The sequence below is a fragment of the Paenibacillus sp. LX16 genome, assembly GCF_036252815.1.
GTDB lineage: Bacteria > Bacillota > Bacilli > Paenibacillales > Paenibacillaceae > Paenibacillus > Paenibacillus polymyxa_B.
In genome coordinates this window covers 4,765,662-4,783,713 of record NZ_CP141152.1, presented here as the reverse complement: position 1 = coordinate 4,783,713, position 18,052 = coordinate 4,765,662, and the positions used below count along the sequence as shown (strand labels likewise).

Annotated in this window: 10 protein-coding genes, 15 tRNA genes and 2 rRNA genes; 26 read left to right on the top strand and 1 reads right to left on the bottom strand. The window is 47.3% G+C overall.

Translation table 11 applies throughout. From position 1 onward, the window contains the following. The first annotated feature begins 27 nt into the window (after positions 1 to 27). From gatA to T3H97_RS21410, 26 genes are all read left to right on the top strand, one after another. Positions 28 to 1,485 (top strand): Asp-tRNA(Asn)/Glu-tRNA(Gln) amidotransferase subunit GatA, encoded by a 1,458-nt coding sequence (gatA, locus tag T3H97_RS21535; protein ID WP_328800827.1) that lies wholly within the window; start codon positions 28 to 30, stop codon positions 1,483 to 1,485. 26 nt (positions 1,486 to 1,511) lie between these two features. After that, on the top strand, positions 1,512 to 2,957 hold the full coding sequence (gatB, locus tag T3H97_RS21530; protein ID WP_013311908.1) for an Asp-tRNA(Asn)/Glu-tRNA(Gln) amidotransferase subunit GatB: 1,446 nt from the start codon (positions 1,512 to 1,514) through the stop codon (positions 2,955 to 2,957). A gap of 131 nt (positions 2,958 to 3,088) precedes the next feature. Continuing rightward, positions 3,089 to 3,550: a GNAT family N-acetyltransferase gene (locus T3H97_RS21525; RefSeq protein ID WP_328800826.1), complete on the top strand. Its 462-nt coding sequence runs from the start codon at positions 3,089 to 3,091 to the stop codon at positions 3,548 to 3,550. A 98-nt stretch (positions 3,551 to 3,648) separates the two neighbouring features. Beyond that, complete coding sequence (locus T3H97_RS21520) at positions 3,649 to 4,362, top strand: MgtC/SapB family protein (protein WP_025721774.1); 714 nt, start codon at positions 3,649 to 3,651, stop codon at positions 4,360 to 4,362. A gap of 83 nt (positions 4,363 to 4,445) precedes the next feature. Continuing rightward, a complete protein-coding gene (locus T3H97_RS21515) occupies positions 4,446 to 5,099 on the top strand; it encodes a hypothetical protein (protein ID WP_328800825.1) in 654 nt (217 codons plus the stop codon). A 7-nt stretch (positions 5,100 to 5,106) separates the two neighbouring features. Further along, positions 5,107 to 6,510, top strand: coding sequence for a DUF4097 family beta strand repeat-containing protein (locus tag T3H97_RS21510; RefSeq protein ID WP_328800824.1), 1,404 nt, complete (start codon positions 5,107 to 5,109; stop codon positions 6,508 to 6,510). A gap of 108 nt (positions 6,511 to 6,618) precedes the next feature. Continuing rightward, on the top strand, positions 6,619 to 7,050 hold the full coding sequence (locus T3H97_RS21505) for a Fur family transcriptional regulator (protein WP_013311903.1): 432 nt from the start codon (positions 6,619 to 6,621) through the stop codon (positions 7,048 to 7,050). 185 nt (positions 7,051 to 7,235) lie between these two features. Further along, positions 7,236 to 8,954: a glycosyl hydrolase family 18 protein gene (locus T3H97_RS21500; protein WP_328800823.1), complete on the top strand. Its 1,719-nt coding sequence runs from the start codon at positions 7,236 to 7,238 to the stop codon at positions 8,952 to 8,954. 112 nt (positions 8,955 to 9,066) lie between these two features. Next, entirely contained in the window at positions 9,067 to 9,945 is an 879-nt protein-coding gene (locus tag T3H97_RS21495; protein ID WP_328800822.1) for a nucleotidyltransferase-like protein, read from the top strand. A 453-nt stretch (positions 9,946 to 10,398) separates the two neighbouring features. Continuing rightward, positions 10,399 to 11,954 (top strand): 16S ribosomal RNA (locus T3H97_RS21490). A 285-nt stretch (positions 11,955 to 12,239) separates the two neighbouring features. Further along, a 23S ribosomal RNA gene (locus T3H97_RS21485) occupies positions 12,240 to 15,164 on the top strand. Together the 16S and 23S rRNA genes with 15 tRNA genes alongside form the textbook arrangement of a ribosomal RNA operon. A 65-nt stretch (positions 15,165 to 15,229) precedes the next feature. Next, positions 15,230 to 15,305: transfer RNA gene (locus T3H97_RS21480), tRNA-Asn, on the top strand. A 3-nt stretch (positions 15,306 to 15,308) separates the two neighbouring features. Continuing rightward, positions 15,309 to 15,400: transfer RNA gene (locus T3H97_RS21475), tRNA-Ser, on the top strand. Positions 15,401 to 15,416: 16 nt separating this feature from the next. Continuing rightward, positions 15,417 to 15,488, top strand: a tRNA-Glu gene (locus T3H97_RS21470). A 68-nt stretch (positions 15,489 to 15,556) separates the two neighbouring features. Beyond that, a tRNA-Val gene (locus tag T3H97_RS21465) sits at positions 15,557 to 15,632 on the top strand. Between the two features lie 26 nt (positions 15,633 to 15,658). After that, a tRNA-Met gene (locus tag T3H97_RS21460) sits at positions 15,659 to 15,735 on the top strand. A gap of 15 nt (positions 15,736 to 15,750) precedes the next feature. Then, positions 15,751 to 15,827 (top strand) — tRNA-Asp (locus T3H97_RS21455). A 37-nt stretch (positions 15,828 to 15,864) separates the two neighbouring features. Then, positions 15,865 to 15,937 (top strand) — tRNA-Phe (locus T3H97_RS21450). A gap of 22 nt (positions 15,938 to 15,959) precedes the next feature. Next, a tRNA-Thr gene (locus T3H97_RS21445) sits at positions 15,960 to 16,035 on the top strand. Between the two features lie 5 nt (positions 16,036 to 16,040). Further along, positions 16,041 to 16,126, top strand: a tRNA-Tyr gene (locus tag T3H97_RS21440). A gap of 7 nt (positions 16,127 to 16,133) precedes the next feature. After that, positions 16,134 to 16,207: transfer RNA gene (locus T3H97_RS21435), tRNA-Trp, on the top strand. Between the two features lie 17 nt (positions 16,208 to 16,224). Next, positions 16,225 to 16,297 (top strand) — tRNA-His (locus tag T3H97_RS21430). A gap of 10 nt (positions 16,298 to 16,307) precedes the next feature. Next, positions 16,308 to 16,382: transfer RNA gene (locus T3H97_RS21425), tRNA-Gln, on the top strand. A 7-nt stretch (positions 16,383 to 16,389) separates the two neighbouring features. Next, positions 16,390 to 16,461, top strand: a tRNA-Gly gene (locus T3H97_RS21420). A gap of 12 nt (positions 16,462 to 16,473) precedes the next feature. After that, a tRNA-Cys gene (locus T3H97_RS21415) sits at positions 16,474 to 16,548 on the top strand. 11 nt (positions 16,549 to 16,559) lie between these two features. Further along, positions 16,560 to 16,638, top strand: a tRNA-Leu gene (locus tag T3H97_RS21410). Positions 16,639 to 16,895: 257 nt separating this feature from the next. Here the strand turns inward: T3H97_RS21410 and T3H97_RS21405 are convergent. Continuing rightward, positions 16,896 to 17,393 carry a tyrosine-type recombinase/integrase gene (locus T3H97_RS21405; protein WP_328800821.1) on the bottom strand — a complete coding sequence of 166 codons (498 nt, stop codon included), beginning with the start codon at positions 17,391 to 17,393 and terminating at the stop codon, positions 16,896 to 16,898. Positions 17,394 to 18,052: the final 659 nt, after the last annotated feature.

Here is an 18,052-nt window from a genome sequence, read left to right as displayed (position 1 = left end):
ATCTCATATTTGAAAGGAGGATGCAAATTGAGCTTGTTCAATAACACATTGCCCGAGATACATAACAAGCTGCATCAAAAGGAAATTTCCGTGAGTGATCTGGTGGGACACGCTCTGGAGACGATTGGTGCGCGGGAAGACAAGATCAGAGCTTATATTACCATTGACGAGGAACAGGCCCGTGCATCCGCACGTCAGCTGGATGATCAGCTGATTTCCGGAGAGGAAAGAGGATTATTGTTTGGTCTGCCGGTTGGTATTAAGGATAATATTGTGACAGAAGGGCTGCGTACAACATGTGGCAGTCAGTTTTTGAAAAATTTTGATCCTGTTTACGATGCCACAGTTGTTAGCAAGTTGCGCGCAGCGCAAACCGTGACACTCGGTAAAATGAACATGGACGAATTCGCCATGGGCGGCTCTAACGAGAACTCCAGCTTTTTCCCTGCACGTAACCCTTGGGATTTAGAACGTGTTCCCGGCGGTTCCAGTGGCGGTTCGGCTGCGGCTGTTGCAGCGGGTGAGGCTTATTTCACGCTCGGTTCGGATACAGGTGGTTCCATTCGCCAGCCCGCTTCTTACTGCGGTGTAGTTGGCCTGAAACCAACCTATGGTCTAGTATCCCGTTTTGGACTGGTGGCTTTTGCCTCCTCTTTAGACCAAATTGGACCTATTACTAAAAATGTTCAGGATTCGGCCTATGTCCTGCAAGCCATTGCAGGCTATGACCAGAAGGACTCCACTTCTGCAAAGGTAGACATTCCTGATTATTTGAACGCTTTAACCGGGGATGTAAAAGGACTTCGTATCGCTGTGCCTAAAGAGTATCTTGGTGAGGGCGTCGATCCTCAGGTCAAGGAAAAGGTACTGGATGCACTGAAAACGCTGGAAGGACTGGGTGCTGTATGGGAAGAAGTGTCTCTCCCTCATACAGAATATGCGGTAGCTACATATTATCTGCTGGCTTCATCCGAAGCGTCATCCAATCTGGCCCGTTTTGACGGCGTGCGCTATGGTGTGCGTTCTGACAATCCGGACAACCTGCTTGATCTATACCATCAGTCCCGTACGCAGGGTTTTGGTCCCGAGGTGAAGCGTAGGATTATGTTGGGTACCTATGCACTCAGCTCCGGGTACTACGATGCTTATTATTTGAAAGCTCAAAAAGTGCGCACACTGATTAAACAGGATTTTGATCGTGTATTTGAACAATATGATGTAATTATTGGACCTACTGCGCCGACAACAGCTTTCAAAATCGGCTCACAAGTGGATGATCCATTGACGATGTATTTGAACGACATTTTGACGATTCCGGTGAGCTTGGCTGGTGTGCCAGCCATCAGCATTCCGTGTGGTCTTGCGGATGGAATGCCAGTCGGACTACAAATTATCGGAAAAGCCTTTGACGAGTCTTCCGTGCTACGCGTAGCCCATGCTTTTGAACAAAATACCGAATTTCACAAGCAGCGTCCGCAGCTGTAATTTGCTAAAAAGGAGGGAACCTATTTATGTCTACAACTACATCCAAATATGAGACGGTCATCGGACTTGAAGTGCACGTGGAATTGCATACGAAGTCTAAAATATTCTGTGGATGCTCGACATCCTTCGGAGCACCACCCAACTCTCATACATGTCCGGTCTGTCTTGGTCATCCAGGGGTGCTGCCGGTATTGAACCGTCAGGCCGTTGATTATGCGATGAAAGCAGCAATGGCGCTGAATTGCACCATTGCTGATGTGAGCAAGTTTGACCGCAAGAACTATTTTTACCCCGATTCACCTAAGGCTTACCAAATCTCACAATACGATCAACCCATTGGCGAAAATGGCTGGATTGATATTGAAGTGAATGGTGAGACAAAGCGTATCGGTATTACTCGACTGCATCTGGAAGAGGACGCAGGGAAATTAACACATGTTGATGGTGGCTACGCATCTTTGGTCGATTTTAACCGGGTCGGCACACCATTGGTTGAAATCGTTTCGGAGCCGGAAATATCTTCGCCGGAAGAAGCCAAGGCCTATCTGGAAAAAATACGTGCCATTATGCAGTATTGTGACGTATCCGATGTGAAGATGGAGGAAGGATCACTTCGCTGCGACGCGAATATCAGTCTTCGTCCGCATGGACAAAAAGAGCTGGGAACTAAAGCGGAACTGAAAAACATGAACTCCTTCCGTGGCGTACAGCGCGGACTGGAATATGAGCAGTTCCGGCAGGAGCAGACGCTGGACGAAGGCGGAACGATTGTACAGGAGACACGTCGTTGGGATGAGGCACAAGGTAAAACCTTGTCCATGCGTGGTAAGGAACAGGCTCATGACTATCGTTATTTCCCAGACCCGGATCTGGTTACACTGCATATAGATGAGGAATGGAAAGAACGCATCCGTGCTTCGATTCCTGAATTGCCTGACCAGCGTAAAGCACGCTACACTTCGGAATATGGATTACCTGAGTATGATGCGCAGGTGATTACGTCCTCCAAGCCATTGGCCGATTTGTTCGAGGATAGCCTTCAATTCACCAAGGATGCCAAAGCAGTATCCAACTGGATTATGGGGGATCTACTCGGTTATTTGAACAGTGCCGGTGTAGAGCTGTCGCAGGTTAAATTGACCGGTCGGGGCTTGGGTGAAATGATCGGACTGCTGGAGAAGGGAACGATCAATAGCAAAATCGCTAAAACGGTCTTCAAGGAAATGCTGGAAAGTGATAAACTGCCACAGCAAATTGTTGAAGAAAAAGGGCTTGTACAGATCAGTGATGAGGGTGCAATCCTGACAATTGTCGAACAAGTTGTAGCAGCTAACCCGCAATCGGTCGAAGATTACAAAGCCGGCAAGCAAAAGGCCATCGGCTTCCTAGTTGGTCAAGTGATGAAGGAGAGCAAGGGAAAGGCAAACCCTGGCCTTGCCAATAAGTTGCTGACGGAAGTGCTGAACCGCTAATGGCATAGATTTGACAGGGGGCTTGTCTTTTAGGGACAGGCCCCTTTTGCATAGACGCTGAGAATGATTGGCGCGAACAAGCTTTAAAATCCAGATGGCATTTTATAAGTTTCCTTAGGAGGGAAAACAGCATGGTTACCCTATGTTCATTGGAAGATGATGATATCGTCAGTCAGATATGGCGTCTACAGCACGTTGCCTATAGGCTGGAAGCTGAGCTGATTGGGTTTGATGAGATTCCTCCACTGATGGATACATTGGATACGCTGAGAAGCTGTGGAGAGTCTTTTTATGGGTGGCTGGAGGACGGTGAATTGATTGGGGCGCTGGCTGTGCAGTCTGAGTCGCCCGATTCACTTACTCTTACACGTATGATGGTTCATCCAGATCATTTTCGTAAAGGAATTGCGGACTCTCTAATAAAGCATGTTTTGAATAAACATCATAATATACCGCTTTTCATCGTCTCTACAGGAACTTTAAATACTCCTGCGGTGACATTATATCGAAAACATGGCTTTCGCCCCGTATCTGCGGTCGAGGTCGCCCCAGGCGTGGAATTAACCACCTACCATCTGCATAAGGTGGAATAGCATTGAGATATCATTAAATTGGCATTAAAAATGCACATAAGCCCACAAACTGCGCACCCGGAGTGGGAAGCACGACATAACCGGGAGGAGTGACTTGAATGGATAATCCGTGGATTATAGACGATTCACATATCATTTTACGGCTGTTACTGTCCATGCTTCTCGGTGGATTCATTGGCTTTGAACGCGAACGTTCCAATCACGCAGCTGGTTTGAGGACTCATATTATGGTCAGTCTTGGTTCGACGCTGATTATGCTACTCTCCATTTACGGCTTTGCCGATTTTATTAAAGAAGCTAATGTACGCATAGATCCCGCTCGTTTGGCTACGGCTGTAATCACTGGCGTAGGCTTTTTGGGTGCAGGGACGATTATGTTCACAGGTAAATCCATTACCGGACTAACGACTGCGGCTTCCATTTGGGTCGTTGCTGCTATTGGCCTTGGGGTCGGAGCAGGTTTTTATTTCCCGTCTATAGCGGCGACAGTACTCGTATTTTTAAATTTATGGGTGTTTAACAAAGTTGAACTTCGGTATATGCGTGGACGCAAGCGTCATCTTATTACATTGTACGGATTGTCCTCTCACGGATTGCTGGAGCAGATTTCGACTTATTTAGAGCAAGAAAAAGTGGAAATACGTAAAATAATGATTAAGGAACATGAAAATGTCCCATTTCACGAATTACATCCAGATCGGCAGAGTATGGAGGTTTCCCTAGAGGTGCTGGCCCGCCATGATTTTAATCCCGTACGTATTGCAGCTGATTTACGACAATGGGAAGATATAGCTGCAGTCTCTGTTGAGTGATAGGATACCTTTTTTTAACAGTTACTCGTAAATCCGATTGGGGTACTATGTAAGCATCGAAGTATTTTTCAGCGGAGCCACGCATGGGATTCAAAGGGGAGGATGGCATGAACTCGGAACAACCGTTACCGTCTGGAGAGGCTGGACAGCCACCAGTGCCGGAACAGCGGGAACAACCCAGACAGGGGAAGCGTCTAAAATACGCTAAATTTCGCAAAGTGATTGCCATTATCATGGCCGCATTGTTACCTGGACTGGGACATCTTTTTTTAGGGCTGTTTATTAGGGGGCTTAGTTTTATTGTATTGCTCCTACTAGATATTTTTGCGATGCTGTATGTTTCCTCTGACGGCTTGAGGATCAACATTCCATTACTTATTTTGCTTGGATTGTTCATACCCGTTTTATATTTTTATAATGTATATGATGTCTTACAGTCAGCAGATTACATGGTTCGTTATCGGCGTAAGCCAGATCGTTATGCACGAATGGACGCTAGAGGCCAGCAAAGTAGTCCTTTTTATGCATGGGAGAGAGGATTTGCTTTTGCTGTGCTGATGGTGGCAGGCGGTGGGCTTATGATTTTGTTTCGCATGAAACCTCGCTGGTTGAGCAATTTCTTTGAGGATTATGGATTCCTGACGTTGGCCATTTTATTAATGATGATCGGTTTATTCCTTTTTCTAAGGGAAGCCTTTCTGACCTTTAAGCGTAAAAAGTTGAAAGAAAGAGGGTGAAGCTGGCGTGCACCGTAAAATAAGAGTCGGGCGCTACACCTCTTCGCTTCTGTTGATGGCTGTAGGCATTTTGCTTATTGTAGATGTGTTTCAAAATACTGAATATATGCTTCAGCTCCTCGTTTGGTGGCCCGTAATCTTCGTGCTTTGGGGACTTGAATATCTGATTTTTTTTGCTGTGTACTATCGGAAAGAAGGCAAGTCTGACAACGGAAGGCGATTCAGACCTGACCTAAAGGGGATTCTGTCCGCTTTGGTAGTGGCAGCCTCGGTTTTTATCGTGACCCAGCAAAATCATTATATGTATCTGTGGAACCGGGTCAGTCTCAATCTGACGTCAGCCTCTATGGATTTTAGCCAGGCTAAAGAGAATCGGTATGATATGGGTGGTGTACTGGTACCTGTAACTATGCAGACGTCCGATTTAGTAGTTGATTCGGTTAATGGTGATGTAACACTGATTAGACGGCCTGTGTCCAATATAGAGGTACGTGGGACTCTATGGGTGGATCAAGCGCCTGCTGCCGAAGCGGACAAGATTGCTCAAGCTTCTTCACTGACTTCTACCGACGGCAAGACCATCCAGATTCGTCCGGAGGTACAGTCATACGGAGCATCAAGCAAACGTCAGCCCCGTATGAACATGCTGATCACCGTGCCGGAGGACCGGCGGTTCAATGTGCAGATTAGAACCTCCAATGGGAATATTACCCTGAATGGAGTTGATGCTATTGATAGCATTCGGCTCGAGAGCGGTAATGGAAATCTCACCGTTAATGACGCTATCGGCAATGTCAAGGGAGGCACGCTGAACGGTCAGGTTAAATTGCATCGGATTTCTGGAGATGTAGATGTGCGCACGAACCGTGGCGATATGCAGGCAGGAGATATTGAAGGAGCTGTGACACTACACACCATGGTAGGTGATATTCAGCTCGCTCGTTCGGAAGGGGACATCACCGTAGATACTCAGAATGGTGACATGAATGTGCTGAATTCTACAGCCAAGCTGAATGCAAATTCGCTTAATGGCTCTATCAAAGTGCATAGCGAGCAGGTGGGCGGAGATTGGAAAATATACAGTGCTGTCGGTGATATCGTATTGGATCTTCCGTCGAATGGAGATTTTCAGTTAGAGGGTTCAAGCAGTTATGGTAATCTTCAATCCGATTTTCCATTTAAAATAGATAGTAAAAGTATTTCAGGCCAGAACGGGACAGGTAAGTATGCGATCAACGTTGAGGGTAACAGCAATTTAACCATTAAAAAGTTACTGATGCCGTCGTTACCCGACTTGGATGATTCCGGGGGTACGACTGCGCCCGATACATCTGAAAGCTCCCCGGCTGAACCCGGAGCTCCTGAGACAGATACCTCTATAGGAACATCCGGCGACAATACGGCGCGTTGACAAGAAACTTGAGTAGACCGTACAATGTGAGTAGGTTTAGAAGTAAGTTGTAAATAGATGCGTGGTAATTGATAGGATCGTAAGTAAGGGATAAGGCGGTGGACATATATGGCAGCACGCGTCCAGCATGCTTTGGAACTTCTGAAGAAGACAGGTGTACGCATAACACCCCAGCGTCATGCCATATTAAACTATTTGATGGAAACCATGGGGCATCCGACTGCAGATGAAATATATCGAGCGCTTGAGTCCAAGTTTCCAAGTATGAGTGTGGCTACGGTTTATAATAACTTAAAGATGTTTATAGAAGCGGGTATGGTACATGAGTTGACCTATGGAGATAACGCCAGTCGTTATGATGCTAATATTTCGGAGCACTATCACATCATTTGCGAAAAATGCGGAAAAATTGAAGATTTCAGTTATCCCTATTTGGCTGATGTGGAACGCCATGCCGCGTTGGAAACGGGCTTCGAGGTGCATGGACATCGTATGGAGTTACACGGAGTATGCAAAGCTTGTAGTAACAAACAAACGTAACGAAACAAGGAATAGAAGTTTTTTGTGCGGTATGTATATATTGTAATGGATTGGAAACGTGAGGAATTCCCCATAAGCGGGGATTTACCGCGTTTTTTTGTTTAAATCACTTTATTTTTGTTGTAAATAATCTGTTTTGGTTACAAAATACGGGAATTCAAAGTTCATACAATGGAGGTTCAATATTGGCCAGAAATCATTCCAGACGCCGCCGTAAACGTTCACGATTCAAAGGAGCGGCAAGCCTGCTATTATTTGCAGCGATTATATGCGCAATTACTGTCGTATGGTTTGGTAATCCCCTTCACGAGAAACCCGATTGGCAGGGCAGTGTCCGTCCTATTTTTATGCAGGGCAAGTTGACTGGGTATGAAGCTCAAAGCTCCGGCAAGAACATGCTGATGCCGCTTAAATTGGTGCAAAGTAAAATTGATCCTACGGTTCGCTATGAGGATGATAGCCAAACCGTCATTATGGCGACGAGACAAAGCCTGCTCTATATGAAGGTTTCGAAGGCACAAGGGGAACTGAATGGTAAAACATATGCGCTGAGCGTAGCCCCTCAGGTGATCAGTGGAGAGGTATATATCCCGATAGAGGCTGTACGTGATGTATACGGCGTTTCTATACATGAAGACCCTGTAACTGGTGCTGTCATCCTAATGAAAGCTGGAGAGAAGGTCAGGCTGGGGAGTGTAGAAAAGAAGGATGGCCCACAGGATGCTAGAATTGCCTTACGTAAAGAAGCCTCTAGCCTATCTTTCATTTTGACAGATATATCTCAGCGGACGAAGGTACGTATTTGGTCCAAACAAGGAGATTGGTATTTTGTTCAATTAGACAATGGCTATGCGGGATACATTAAGTCAGACCATATCGCTGAAGGAGAAGAGCTTGTGATCCCTTCGGTTAAGGACGATTTGTCCATCTCGGAAAAACATTGGGAGGGTAGACCAGTAAACCTCGCTTGGGAAGCCGTCTATAATCGCAAGCCCGATCCTTCCAAGTTTGATCCTATGCCTGGAGTAAATGTGGTGAGTCCTACGTGGTTCAGTGTCGTCGATCATGAGGGCACTGTAGAAAGCAAGGCAGATCCTGCCTATGTCAGCTGGGCACATCGCAAGGGGATAGAGGTTTGGGGCTTGTTGAGCAACAGCTTTAATCCCGAATTAACAACAGAAGCATTGTCTACCTTTGAACGTCGAAAGTCGATTGTAGATCAGATGATTTCACTTGCCCTAGAAAATGATCTGGATGGTATTAATATTGACTTTGAAAATGTTCATACGAAGGATGGCCCCAATGTCACCCAATTTTTGCGGGAACTTAAACCGATGGCTCGCGAACATGATTTGATACTGTCCATTGATGTTACGCCTAAATCTCCAAGTGAGATGTGGTCAGCTTTTTTGGATCGAAAATCATTGGGCACCATCACAGATTACCTCATGGTAATGGCATATGATGAGCATTGGGCTGCTAGTCCAAAGGCTGGTTCTGTCGCCTCGCTACCATGGACGGAAGCGTCAATTAAGCGAATTATTCAGGAAGATGAAGTGCCGCCTCAAAAAGTGATTTTAGGTATTCCGTTATATACTCGCGTGTGGTCCGAGACTCCCAAAGAAGGGAAGATTAAGGTCACCTCCAAATCACTTGGTATGAAGTCAGCAGCCGGTATCATAGCCGAATTTAAGTTGAAGCCCAAGTTTAGAGCTGCCGAAGGCCAGAATTATGTCGAGTATATAGAAGACGGCGTGGTCAAAAAGATTTGGCTAGAGGATCAGGTATCTCTGAAGGCAAGAGTAGAACTTGCCAAATCGCTGAGGCTTGGAGGAATTGGGGCGTGGAATCGAACCTTTGCAGATGAAAACGCTTGGGTAACACTGAAAAAAATAAGTGAATAAGATAAAAATTTATACAATTGAAGAAGGAAGTTTCTTATTTATGTAGAAATGATCACATGTATCCAAATATCCAATTTGCGGTCATAGCCGCCTTGCAGGTATGGAGGGAGAAGTGCAGCTAACCAAATTAAACCTAATGTATGATGAACTGTTGCAGGAAGATTCAATAGGTATTATTTCGTACAGAAAGCCGGGAGAGTATTTTCACGGCTCGATGTTGTATGACTTTGATGAACTCATTCTAATTATTGGAGAAGGCACCAAGCCGGTCCCTTCTATTCAACACTTATTTATGAATGGCTTAAGATGCCAAGTGTTGTACGCAACGCTCAGTTGTCTGAAGGAATGGATTATCGCTGGTGAACAAGCCAACATTATAGATTATGTGCTAGAAGGTCGTATTGTCTGGGAACGGGATGACAGGGTCCGTTTTTTAAGACAGGAAATTGCTGATTTTAATGATCCACTACGGGAGCAGAAGCGATTTCATGAGTTCTCCCGCTTTCTGGTCAATTACGTTCATGGTAAAAGAGCGGTGCGAGAAGGGCGGATCATTGACGCTTATCAAAGTGTTCTGAAAGCATTGGATCATTGGGCATCTATTGAACTCATTGAACGGGGGATTTATCCAAAGATTCACTTATGGGTTCAGGTACAGCCTCTGGATCGAACGATTGACAAACTGTATAACGAACTCACATTAAGTACGGAAACCTTGGAACAACGGGTTGAACTAGTACTGCTTGCTTGTGAATTTTCAGTTATGTCAAAAATGGAGGAGTGCTCATCTCCGCTATTCCGTATATTAGGCAGCAGACGGGAACCCTGGTCTATAAATGAACTTATTAACCATCCAGAGCTAAAGAATCTCCAATTAGATCTTACTGTAGTGCTCCGTAAACTCGTATATCGTTCACTTATTAGAGAAACAGTTGCCGGGGACTTTAGGGATCGCGGACAAAATCGTGAACTGCGTTACTCTCTTATTTGATGTGCAGGGGTTGATTTGTCAGGAAGAAAGGTTGTTAAAACGACTTTTCTTCCTTTTTTTGTACGTGATTTAGTATTTATAGATAATTAAAAAATATAAATTATTAATTTAGGTTGACGAGTATATAAAATATGTGCTAAGTTATAACTCGCCCCATTAAGCAGCATGAATAATTTAGAACTGTTTATAGCAGGATAAATGTGTTGCTTCAAGCGAAAAAAATAAATTTCAAAAAAAAGCTTGACGAAAAATGAGGTTATGTGTTACATTATTTAAGTCGCCGCTGAGACGCGGTGGTGAAACAGAGTAAGACATTATGCAAGTTTGATCTTTGAAAACTGAACAACGAGTGAGTAAAACGATTTTGTTCGCAAAATCAAACAAGAGATATTTTATCTCGTCAGTTTCAAAATGAGCTTATCGCTCTTTCTATAAACCAGCTTCGGTTGGTCTTTAATGGAGAGTTTGATCCTGGCTCAGGACGAACGCTGGCGGCGTGCCTAATACATGCAAGTCGAGCGGGGTTATTTAGAAGCTTGCTTCTAAATAACCTAGCGGCGGACGGGTGAGTAACACGTAGGCAACCTGCCCACAAGACAGGGATAACTACCGGAAACGGTAGCTAATACCCGATACATCCTTTTCCTGCATGGGAGAAGGAGGAAAGACGGAGCAATCTGTCGCTTGTGGATGGGCCTGCGGCGCATTAGCTAGTTGGTGGGGTAAAGGCCTACCAAGGCGACGATGCGTAGCCGACCTGAGAGGGTGATCGGCCACACTGGGACTGAGACACGGCCCAGACTCCTACGGGAGGCAGCAGTAGGGAATCTTCCGCAATGGGCGAAAGCCTGACGGAGCAACGCCGCGTGAGTGATGAAGGTTTTCGGATCGTAAAGCTCTGTTGCCAGGGAAGAACGTCTTGTAGAGTAACTGCTACAAGAGTGACGGTACCTGAGAAGAAAGCCCCGGCTAACTACGTGCCAGCAGCCGCGGTAATACGTAGGGGGCAAGCGTTGTCCGGAATTATTGGGCGTAAAGCGCGCGCAGGCGGCTCTTTAAGTCTGGTGTTTAATCCCGAGGCTCAACTTCGGGTCGCACTGGAAACTGGGGAGCTTGAGTGCAGAAGAGGAGAGTGGAATTCCACGTGTAGCGGTGAAATGCGTAGAGATGTGGAGGAACACCAGTGGCGAAGGCGACTCTCTGGGCTGTAACTGACGCTGAGGCGCGAAAGCGTGGGGAGCAAACAGGATTAGATACCCTGGTAGTCCACGCCGTAAACGATGAATGCTAGGTGTTAGGGGTTTCGATACCCTTGGTGCCGAAGTTAACACATTAAGCATTCCGCCTGGGGAGTACGGTCGCAAGACTGAAACTCAAAGGAATTGACGGGGACCCGCACAAGCAGTGGAGTATGTGGTTTAATTCGAAGCAACGCGAAGAACCTTACCAGGTCTTGACATCCCTCTGACCGGTCTAGAGATAGGCCTTTCCTTCGGGACAGAGGAGACAGGTGGTGCATGGTTGTCGTCAGCTCGTGTCGTGAGATGTTGGGTTAAGTCCCGCAACGAGCGCAACCCTTATGCTTAGTTGCCAGCAGGTCAAGCTGGGCACTCTAAGCAGACTGCCGGTGACAAACCGGAGGAAGGTGGGGATGACGTCAAATCATCATGCCCCTTATGACCTGGGCTACACACGTACTACAATGGCCGGTACAACGGGAAGCGAAATCGCGAGGTGGAGCCAATCCTAGAAAAGCCGGTCTCAGTTCGGATTGTAGGCTGCAACTCGCCTACATGAAGTCGGAATTGCTAGTAATCGCGGATCAGCATGCCGCGGTGAATACGTTCCCGGGTCTTGTACACACCGCCCGTCACACCACGAGAGTTTACAACACCCGAAGTCGGTGGGGTAACCCGCAAGGGAGCCAGCCGCCGAAGGTGGGGTAGATGATTGGGGTGAAGTCGTAACAAGGTAGCCGTATCGGAAGGTGCGGCTGGATCACCTCCTTTCTATGGAGAATCGTTTCCTGCAACGGAAACATTCAAATATGAAGCGTATGCTTCAAAAACTACTCACTCGTTGCTCAGTTTTGAGAGCTCAAACTCTCAAAAAAGTTGGTTGTTTACAGCTTTGCACCTTGAAAACTGGATACCGAAACGAAATTGCGTTTTAGAATATTCCTTTAAGCTGATCTTGTGTAAACAAGTGAAATAAAGGTAGCTGCCTTGAATTTCATTCACACATTCGTGTTGAACCGAAAATCAAAGCAAATCGTATTTACGATGTAAATACTAGGTTAAGCTACAAAGAGCACACGGAGGATGCCTAGGCGCCAGGAGCCGACGAAGGACGTGGCGAACAACGATAAGGCCTCGGGGAGCTGTAAGCAAGCTTTGATCCGGGGATGTCCGAATGGGGAAACCCGGCTGTCTTCATCGACAGTCACTTTCTGCTGAATACATAGGCAGAATAGAGGCAGACCAGGGGAACTGAAACATCTAAGTACCCTGAGGAAGAGAAAACAATAGTGATTCCGTCAGTAGCGGCGAGCGAACGCGGATTAGCCCAAACCAAGGAGCTTGCTCCTTGGGGTTGTGGGACGTCTCACATGGAGTTACAAAGGAACCGGTTAGATGAAGAGGTCTGGAAAGGCCCGCCAGAGAAGGTAAAAGCCCTGTAGTTCAAAACTGGTTCCCTCCGAGACGGATCCCGAGTAGTGCGGGGCACGTGAAACCCCGTATGAATCCGGCAGGACCATCTGCCAAGGCTAAATACTCCCTGGCGACCGATAGTGAAGCAGTACCGTGAGGGAAAGGTGAAAAGCACCCCGGAAGGGGAGTGAAATAGATCCTGAAACCGTGTGCTTACAAGAAGTCAGAGCCCTATTTATGGGTGATGGCGTGCCTTTTGTAGAATGAACCGGCGAGTTACGTTCCCGTGCAAGGTTAAGGTGAAGAGCTGAAGCCGCAGCGAAAGCGAGTCTGAATAGGGCGAATGAGTACGTGGACGTAGACCCGAAACCGGGTGATCTACCCCTGTCCAGGGTGAAGGTGCGGTAACACGCACTGGAGGCCCGAACCCACGCATGTTGAAAAATGCGGGGATGAGGTGGGGGTAGCGGAGAAATTCCAATCGAACCCGGAGATAGCTGGTTCTCCCCGAAATAGCTTTAGGGCTAGCCTCGGAAAAAAGAATCGTGGAGGTAGAGCACTGATTGGGTGCGGGGCCCGCAAGGGTTACCAAGCTCAGTCAAACTCCGAATGCCATAGATTTAGTTCCGGGAGTCAGACAGTGAGTGCTAAGATCCATTGTCGAAAGGGAAACAGCCCAGACCATCAGCTAAGGTCCCCAAGTGTGTGTTAAGTGGGAAAGGATGTGGAGTTGCACAGACAACCAGGATGTTGGCTTAGAAGCAGCCACCATTGAAAGAGTGCGTAATAGCTCACTGGTCGAGTGACTCTGCGCCGAAAATGTAACGGGGCTAAACACACCACCGAAGCTATGGCTTGATGCTTGCATCAGGGGTAGGGGAGCGTTGAATGCGGGTTGAAGGTGTACCGTAAGGAGCGCTGGACTGCATTCAAGTGAGAATGCCGGTATGAGTAACGAAAAGATCTGTGAGAATCAGATCCGCCGAAAGCCTAAGGGTTCCTGAGGAAGGTTCGTCCGCTCAGGGTAAGTCGGGACCTAAGGCGAGGCCGATAGGCGTAGTCGAAGGACAACAGGTCGAAATTCCTGTACCACCGTAATCCGTTATGAGCAATGGGGTGACGCAGTAGGGTAGTGACGCGGACTGATGGATGTCCGTCTAAGCAGTGAGGCTGGTGTGTAGGCAAATCCGCACATCGTAAGGCTGGGCTGTGATGGGGAGCGAAAATTATAGTAGCGAAGGTCATGATCTCAGACTGCCAAGAAAAGCCTCTAGCCAGGAGAAGGTGCCCGTACCGCAAACCGACACAGGTAGGCGAGAAGAGAATTCTAAGGCGCGCGGAAGAACTCTCGTTAAGGAACTCGGCAAAATGACCCCGTAACTTCGGGAGAAGGGGTGCCTCGGTAGGGTGAATAGCCCGAGGGGGCCGCAGTGAAAAGGCCCAAGCGACTGTTTAGCAAAAACACAGGTCTGTGCGAAGCCGCAAGGCGAAGTATACGGGCTGACGCCTGCCCGGTGCTGGAAGGTTAAGGGGAGTGGTAAGCCTTCGGGCGAAGCTATGAACCGAAGCCCCAGTAAACGGCGGCCGTAACTATAACGGTCCTAAGGTAGCGAAATTCCTTGTCAGGTAAATTCTGACCCGCACGAATGGCGTAACGACTTGGGCGCTGTCTCAACGAGAGATCCGGTGAAATTTTAATACCTGTGAAGATGCAGGTTACCCGCGACAAGACGGAAAGACCCCATGGAGCTTTACTGCAGCTTGATATTGAATTTGGGTACGATCTGTACAGGATAGGTGGGAGCCGTTGAATCTTGAGCGCCAGCTTGAGAGGAGGCATCCTTGGGATACCACCCTGATCGTATCTAGGTTCTAACTTGGTACCGTAATCCGGTACGAGGACAGTGTCAGGTGGGCAGTTTGACTGGGGCGGTCGCCTCCTAAAGAGTAACGGAGGCGCCCCAAGGTTCCCTCAGAATGGTTGGAAATCATTCGAAGAGTGCAAAGGCAGAAGGGAGCTTGACTGCGAGACCTACAAGTCGAGCAGGGACGAAAGTCGGGCTTAGTGATCCGGTGGTACCGCATGGAAGGGCCATCGCTCAACGGATAAAAGCTACCCTGGGGATAACAGGCTTATCTCCCCCAAGAGTCCACATCGACGGGGAGGTTTGGCACCTCGATGTCGGCTCATCGCATCCTGGGGCTGAAGTAGGTCCCAAGGGTTGGGCTGTTCGCCCATTAAAGCGGTACGCGAGCTGGGTTCAGAACGTCGTGAGACAGTTCGGTCCCTATCTGTCGTGGGCGTAGGAAATTTGAGAGGAGCTGTCCTTAGTACGAGAGGACCGGGATGGACGTACCGCTGGTGTACCAGTTGTTCCGCCAGGAGCACCGCTGGGTAGCTATGTACGGAAGGGATAAGCGCTGAAAGCATCTAAGCGTGAAGCCCCCCTCAAGATGAGATTTCCCAATTAGTAAGACCCCTTGAAGACGACGAGGTAGATAGGTTGGGGGTGGAAGTGCAGTAATGCATGGAGCTGACCAATACTAATCGGTCGAGGGCTTATCCTAAATAAAACGTAAATAAGTTTCGGATCCAGTTTTCAGGGTGTAACCTTGAAACAAATGCTTAATATTCCCTGATAGCTCAGTTGGTAGAGCACTCGACTGTTAATCGAGTTGTCACAGGTTCGAGTCCTGTTCGGGGAGCCATATGGAGAGGTGTCCGAGTTGGCCGAAGGAGCACGATTGGAAATCGTGTAGGCGCCAAAAGCGTCTCGAGGGTTCGAATCCCTCTCTCTCCGCCATAATTATTTTTTGCATGGCCCGTTGGTCAAGGGGTTAAGACACCTCCCTTTCACGGAGGTAACAGGGGTTCGAATCCCCTACGGGTCATAAAAATATCATAAAAGAACTTGCAATAAAAAGTTTATTATGGTATAATATGAAAAGTGTTTCGGTGTGGAGGCTTAGCTCAGCTGGGAGAGCATCTGCCTTACAAGCAGAGGGTCGGGGGTTCGAGCCCCTCAGCCTCCACCATTTGAAAATTTAATATTTATTATTGTCGCGGGGTGGAGCAGTTCGGTAGCTCGTCGGGCTCATAACCCGAAGGTCGCAGGTTCAAATCCTGCCCCCGCAACCAATTAAAAATTATTATGGAACTGTGGTGTAGAGGCCTAACATGCCTGCCTGTCACGCAGGAGATCGCGGGTTCGAATCCCGTCAGTTCCGCCATTAGTATTATAACGTGTAATGAAGAGCCTTATTCTAAGGCTCGGTAGCTCAGTCGGTAGAGCAGAGGACTGAAAATCCTCGTGTCGGCGGTTCGATTCCGTCCCGAGCCACTTTTAATTGAATATTTTATGTGCCGGTGTAGCTCAACTGGTAGAGCAACTGACTTGTAATCAGTAGGTTGGGGGTTCAAGTCCTCTCGCCGGCACCATTTTTGGAGGATTAGCGAAGTGGCCAAACGCATCAGACTGTAAATCTGCTCCCTTACGGGTTCGGTGGTTCGAATCCATCATCCTCCACCAGTTTTATAGGGGCATAGTTTAAAGGTAGAACAACGGTCTCCAAAACCGTTGGTGTGGGTTCAATTCCTGCTGCCCCTGCCAATTATTCATTACTTGCGGCGGTCGTGGCGAAGTGGTTAACGCACCGGACTGTGACTCCGGCATTCGTGGGTTCAAGCCCCATCGGCCGCCCTTTACTTATTGGGGATTAGCCAAGCGGTAAGGCAACGGACTTTGACTCCGTCATGCATAGGTTCAAATCCTATATCCCCAGCCATCTTTATGCGGACGTGGCTCAGCGGTAGAGCATCGCCTTGCCAAGGCGAGGGTCGCGGGTTCGATTCCCGTCGTCCGCTTTGTTACACTCTGGCGCCATAGCCAAGTGGTAAGGCAAAGCTCTGCAAAAGCTTTATTCCCCAGTTCAAATCTGGGTGGCGCCTCCATAATTAAATACGCCGGCGTGGCGGAATGGCAGACGCGCTCGACTCAAAATCGAGTGGGAAACCGTGGAGGTTCGAGTCCTCTCGCCGGTATTAACTAAAAGAGTTCATTAGAGACATTCTCTAGTGAGCTTTTTTTATTCGAGTTTTAGTATCTCACTCATTGTTTGAGCTGAAGATACTTTCGAGTTGTACTCCAAATGCGAATAAATATTGGCTATTATTGCGTAATCACTGTGACCCAGCCATTCCTGAACTTCTTTCATGCTTACCCCTAATACATCTACATAAATATACTCCAGGTATTCAAGACAATAAGAATTGTCAGAAGATAAGCGATAGGATTCCTGTTATCCCTTCATACGAATCAGAAGCTCATAGAACGTGTCCACCAGTGGCAGTATACGGCGACTGGCTTTATTCTTGGTTCGGTCCTTTTCAATTTCAATATATCTACCATTCAAATTGCCCGATGTGGCGGTATGTTTAATATTAATAGTCCAATTCAATAAATCAATAGCCGACCATTTTAATCCTACGACCTCGCTTCGGCTTAGCCCATAAAAGGCAGCCAGGATAACGGAAAGCTCAATTCTTTCTTCTCGGATTACTGCGAGGAGTTGATCCAGCTCCTCGGCATTGTAGAAGCTCACGACGTAATTGTTCTTTTTTGGGCTTTCAACTAAGTCAGGGAGATTCGCCACAATCGGCTTTATTTTCACGGCATACTGAAGGGCTCTGCAAATGTTCGCGTGGTAATGAATAACGGTATTGGCGCTGACACCTTGCACATTCATTTCATGGGTATACAAGGTCTGAAAATCCTCTGTAGTTAAATCATCAAGCAATACATACCTTTCTCTCGGAAAAAGGATCTACGCGGCCTTTTACAGTGTCGGAATAGGAGATAAGCCCGATACTGTTTTTCATCATCTCTAGCCATTGAAGCATAAAGTCTGCGAACAGCCTTTTTGCTATTACCGGATGGAGTAGCCGCTTTTACTCTTACAGCATATCTTCGTTTTCAACCGCGAGTGTTTGTCCTTCCATATGATAATTCTTCCTGGCTTCCTGAAGCAAGATTTCGCTCTTTTCTTGGTTCCTTTTACCTTAAGCCCCGTAGGGATCTATTCTGGTTATCGTTTACCATTCTCATCTTTACAGTTAGGCGGATGTCCCGTTGCGCTTTCTCCTCTTCCAATAACTCCAGAGGGTGAACCCGATCCTTTTTCAAATACCGGTTGAGCTTCGGAATGGATTTGCTACAAAAGTGGTAGCTGAATCCGCCGATGGATTGCTTTAGCGGTCAGAAGGTGCATTTGATTTTGAACCGGGCGGTATAAAGTTCGATGATCTAGGTCGCCTCCAGTGTCAGATCGGTGCTGGCTAGAATGGAGCATTGCCTGTTCGGATTCACCAGCAAAAACCACAGTTTTTGGTATACTCTTTGGCCCCATAACATATCCCGACACAGGTAACTGACGGATTATTCTTTGCCATACATGCT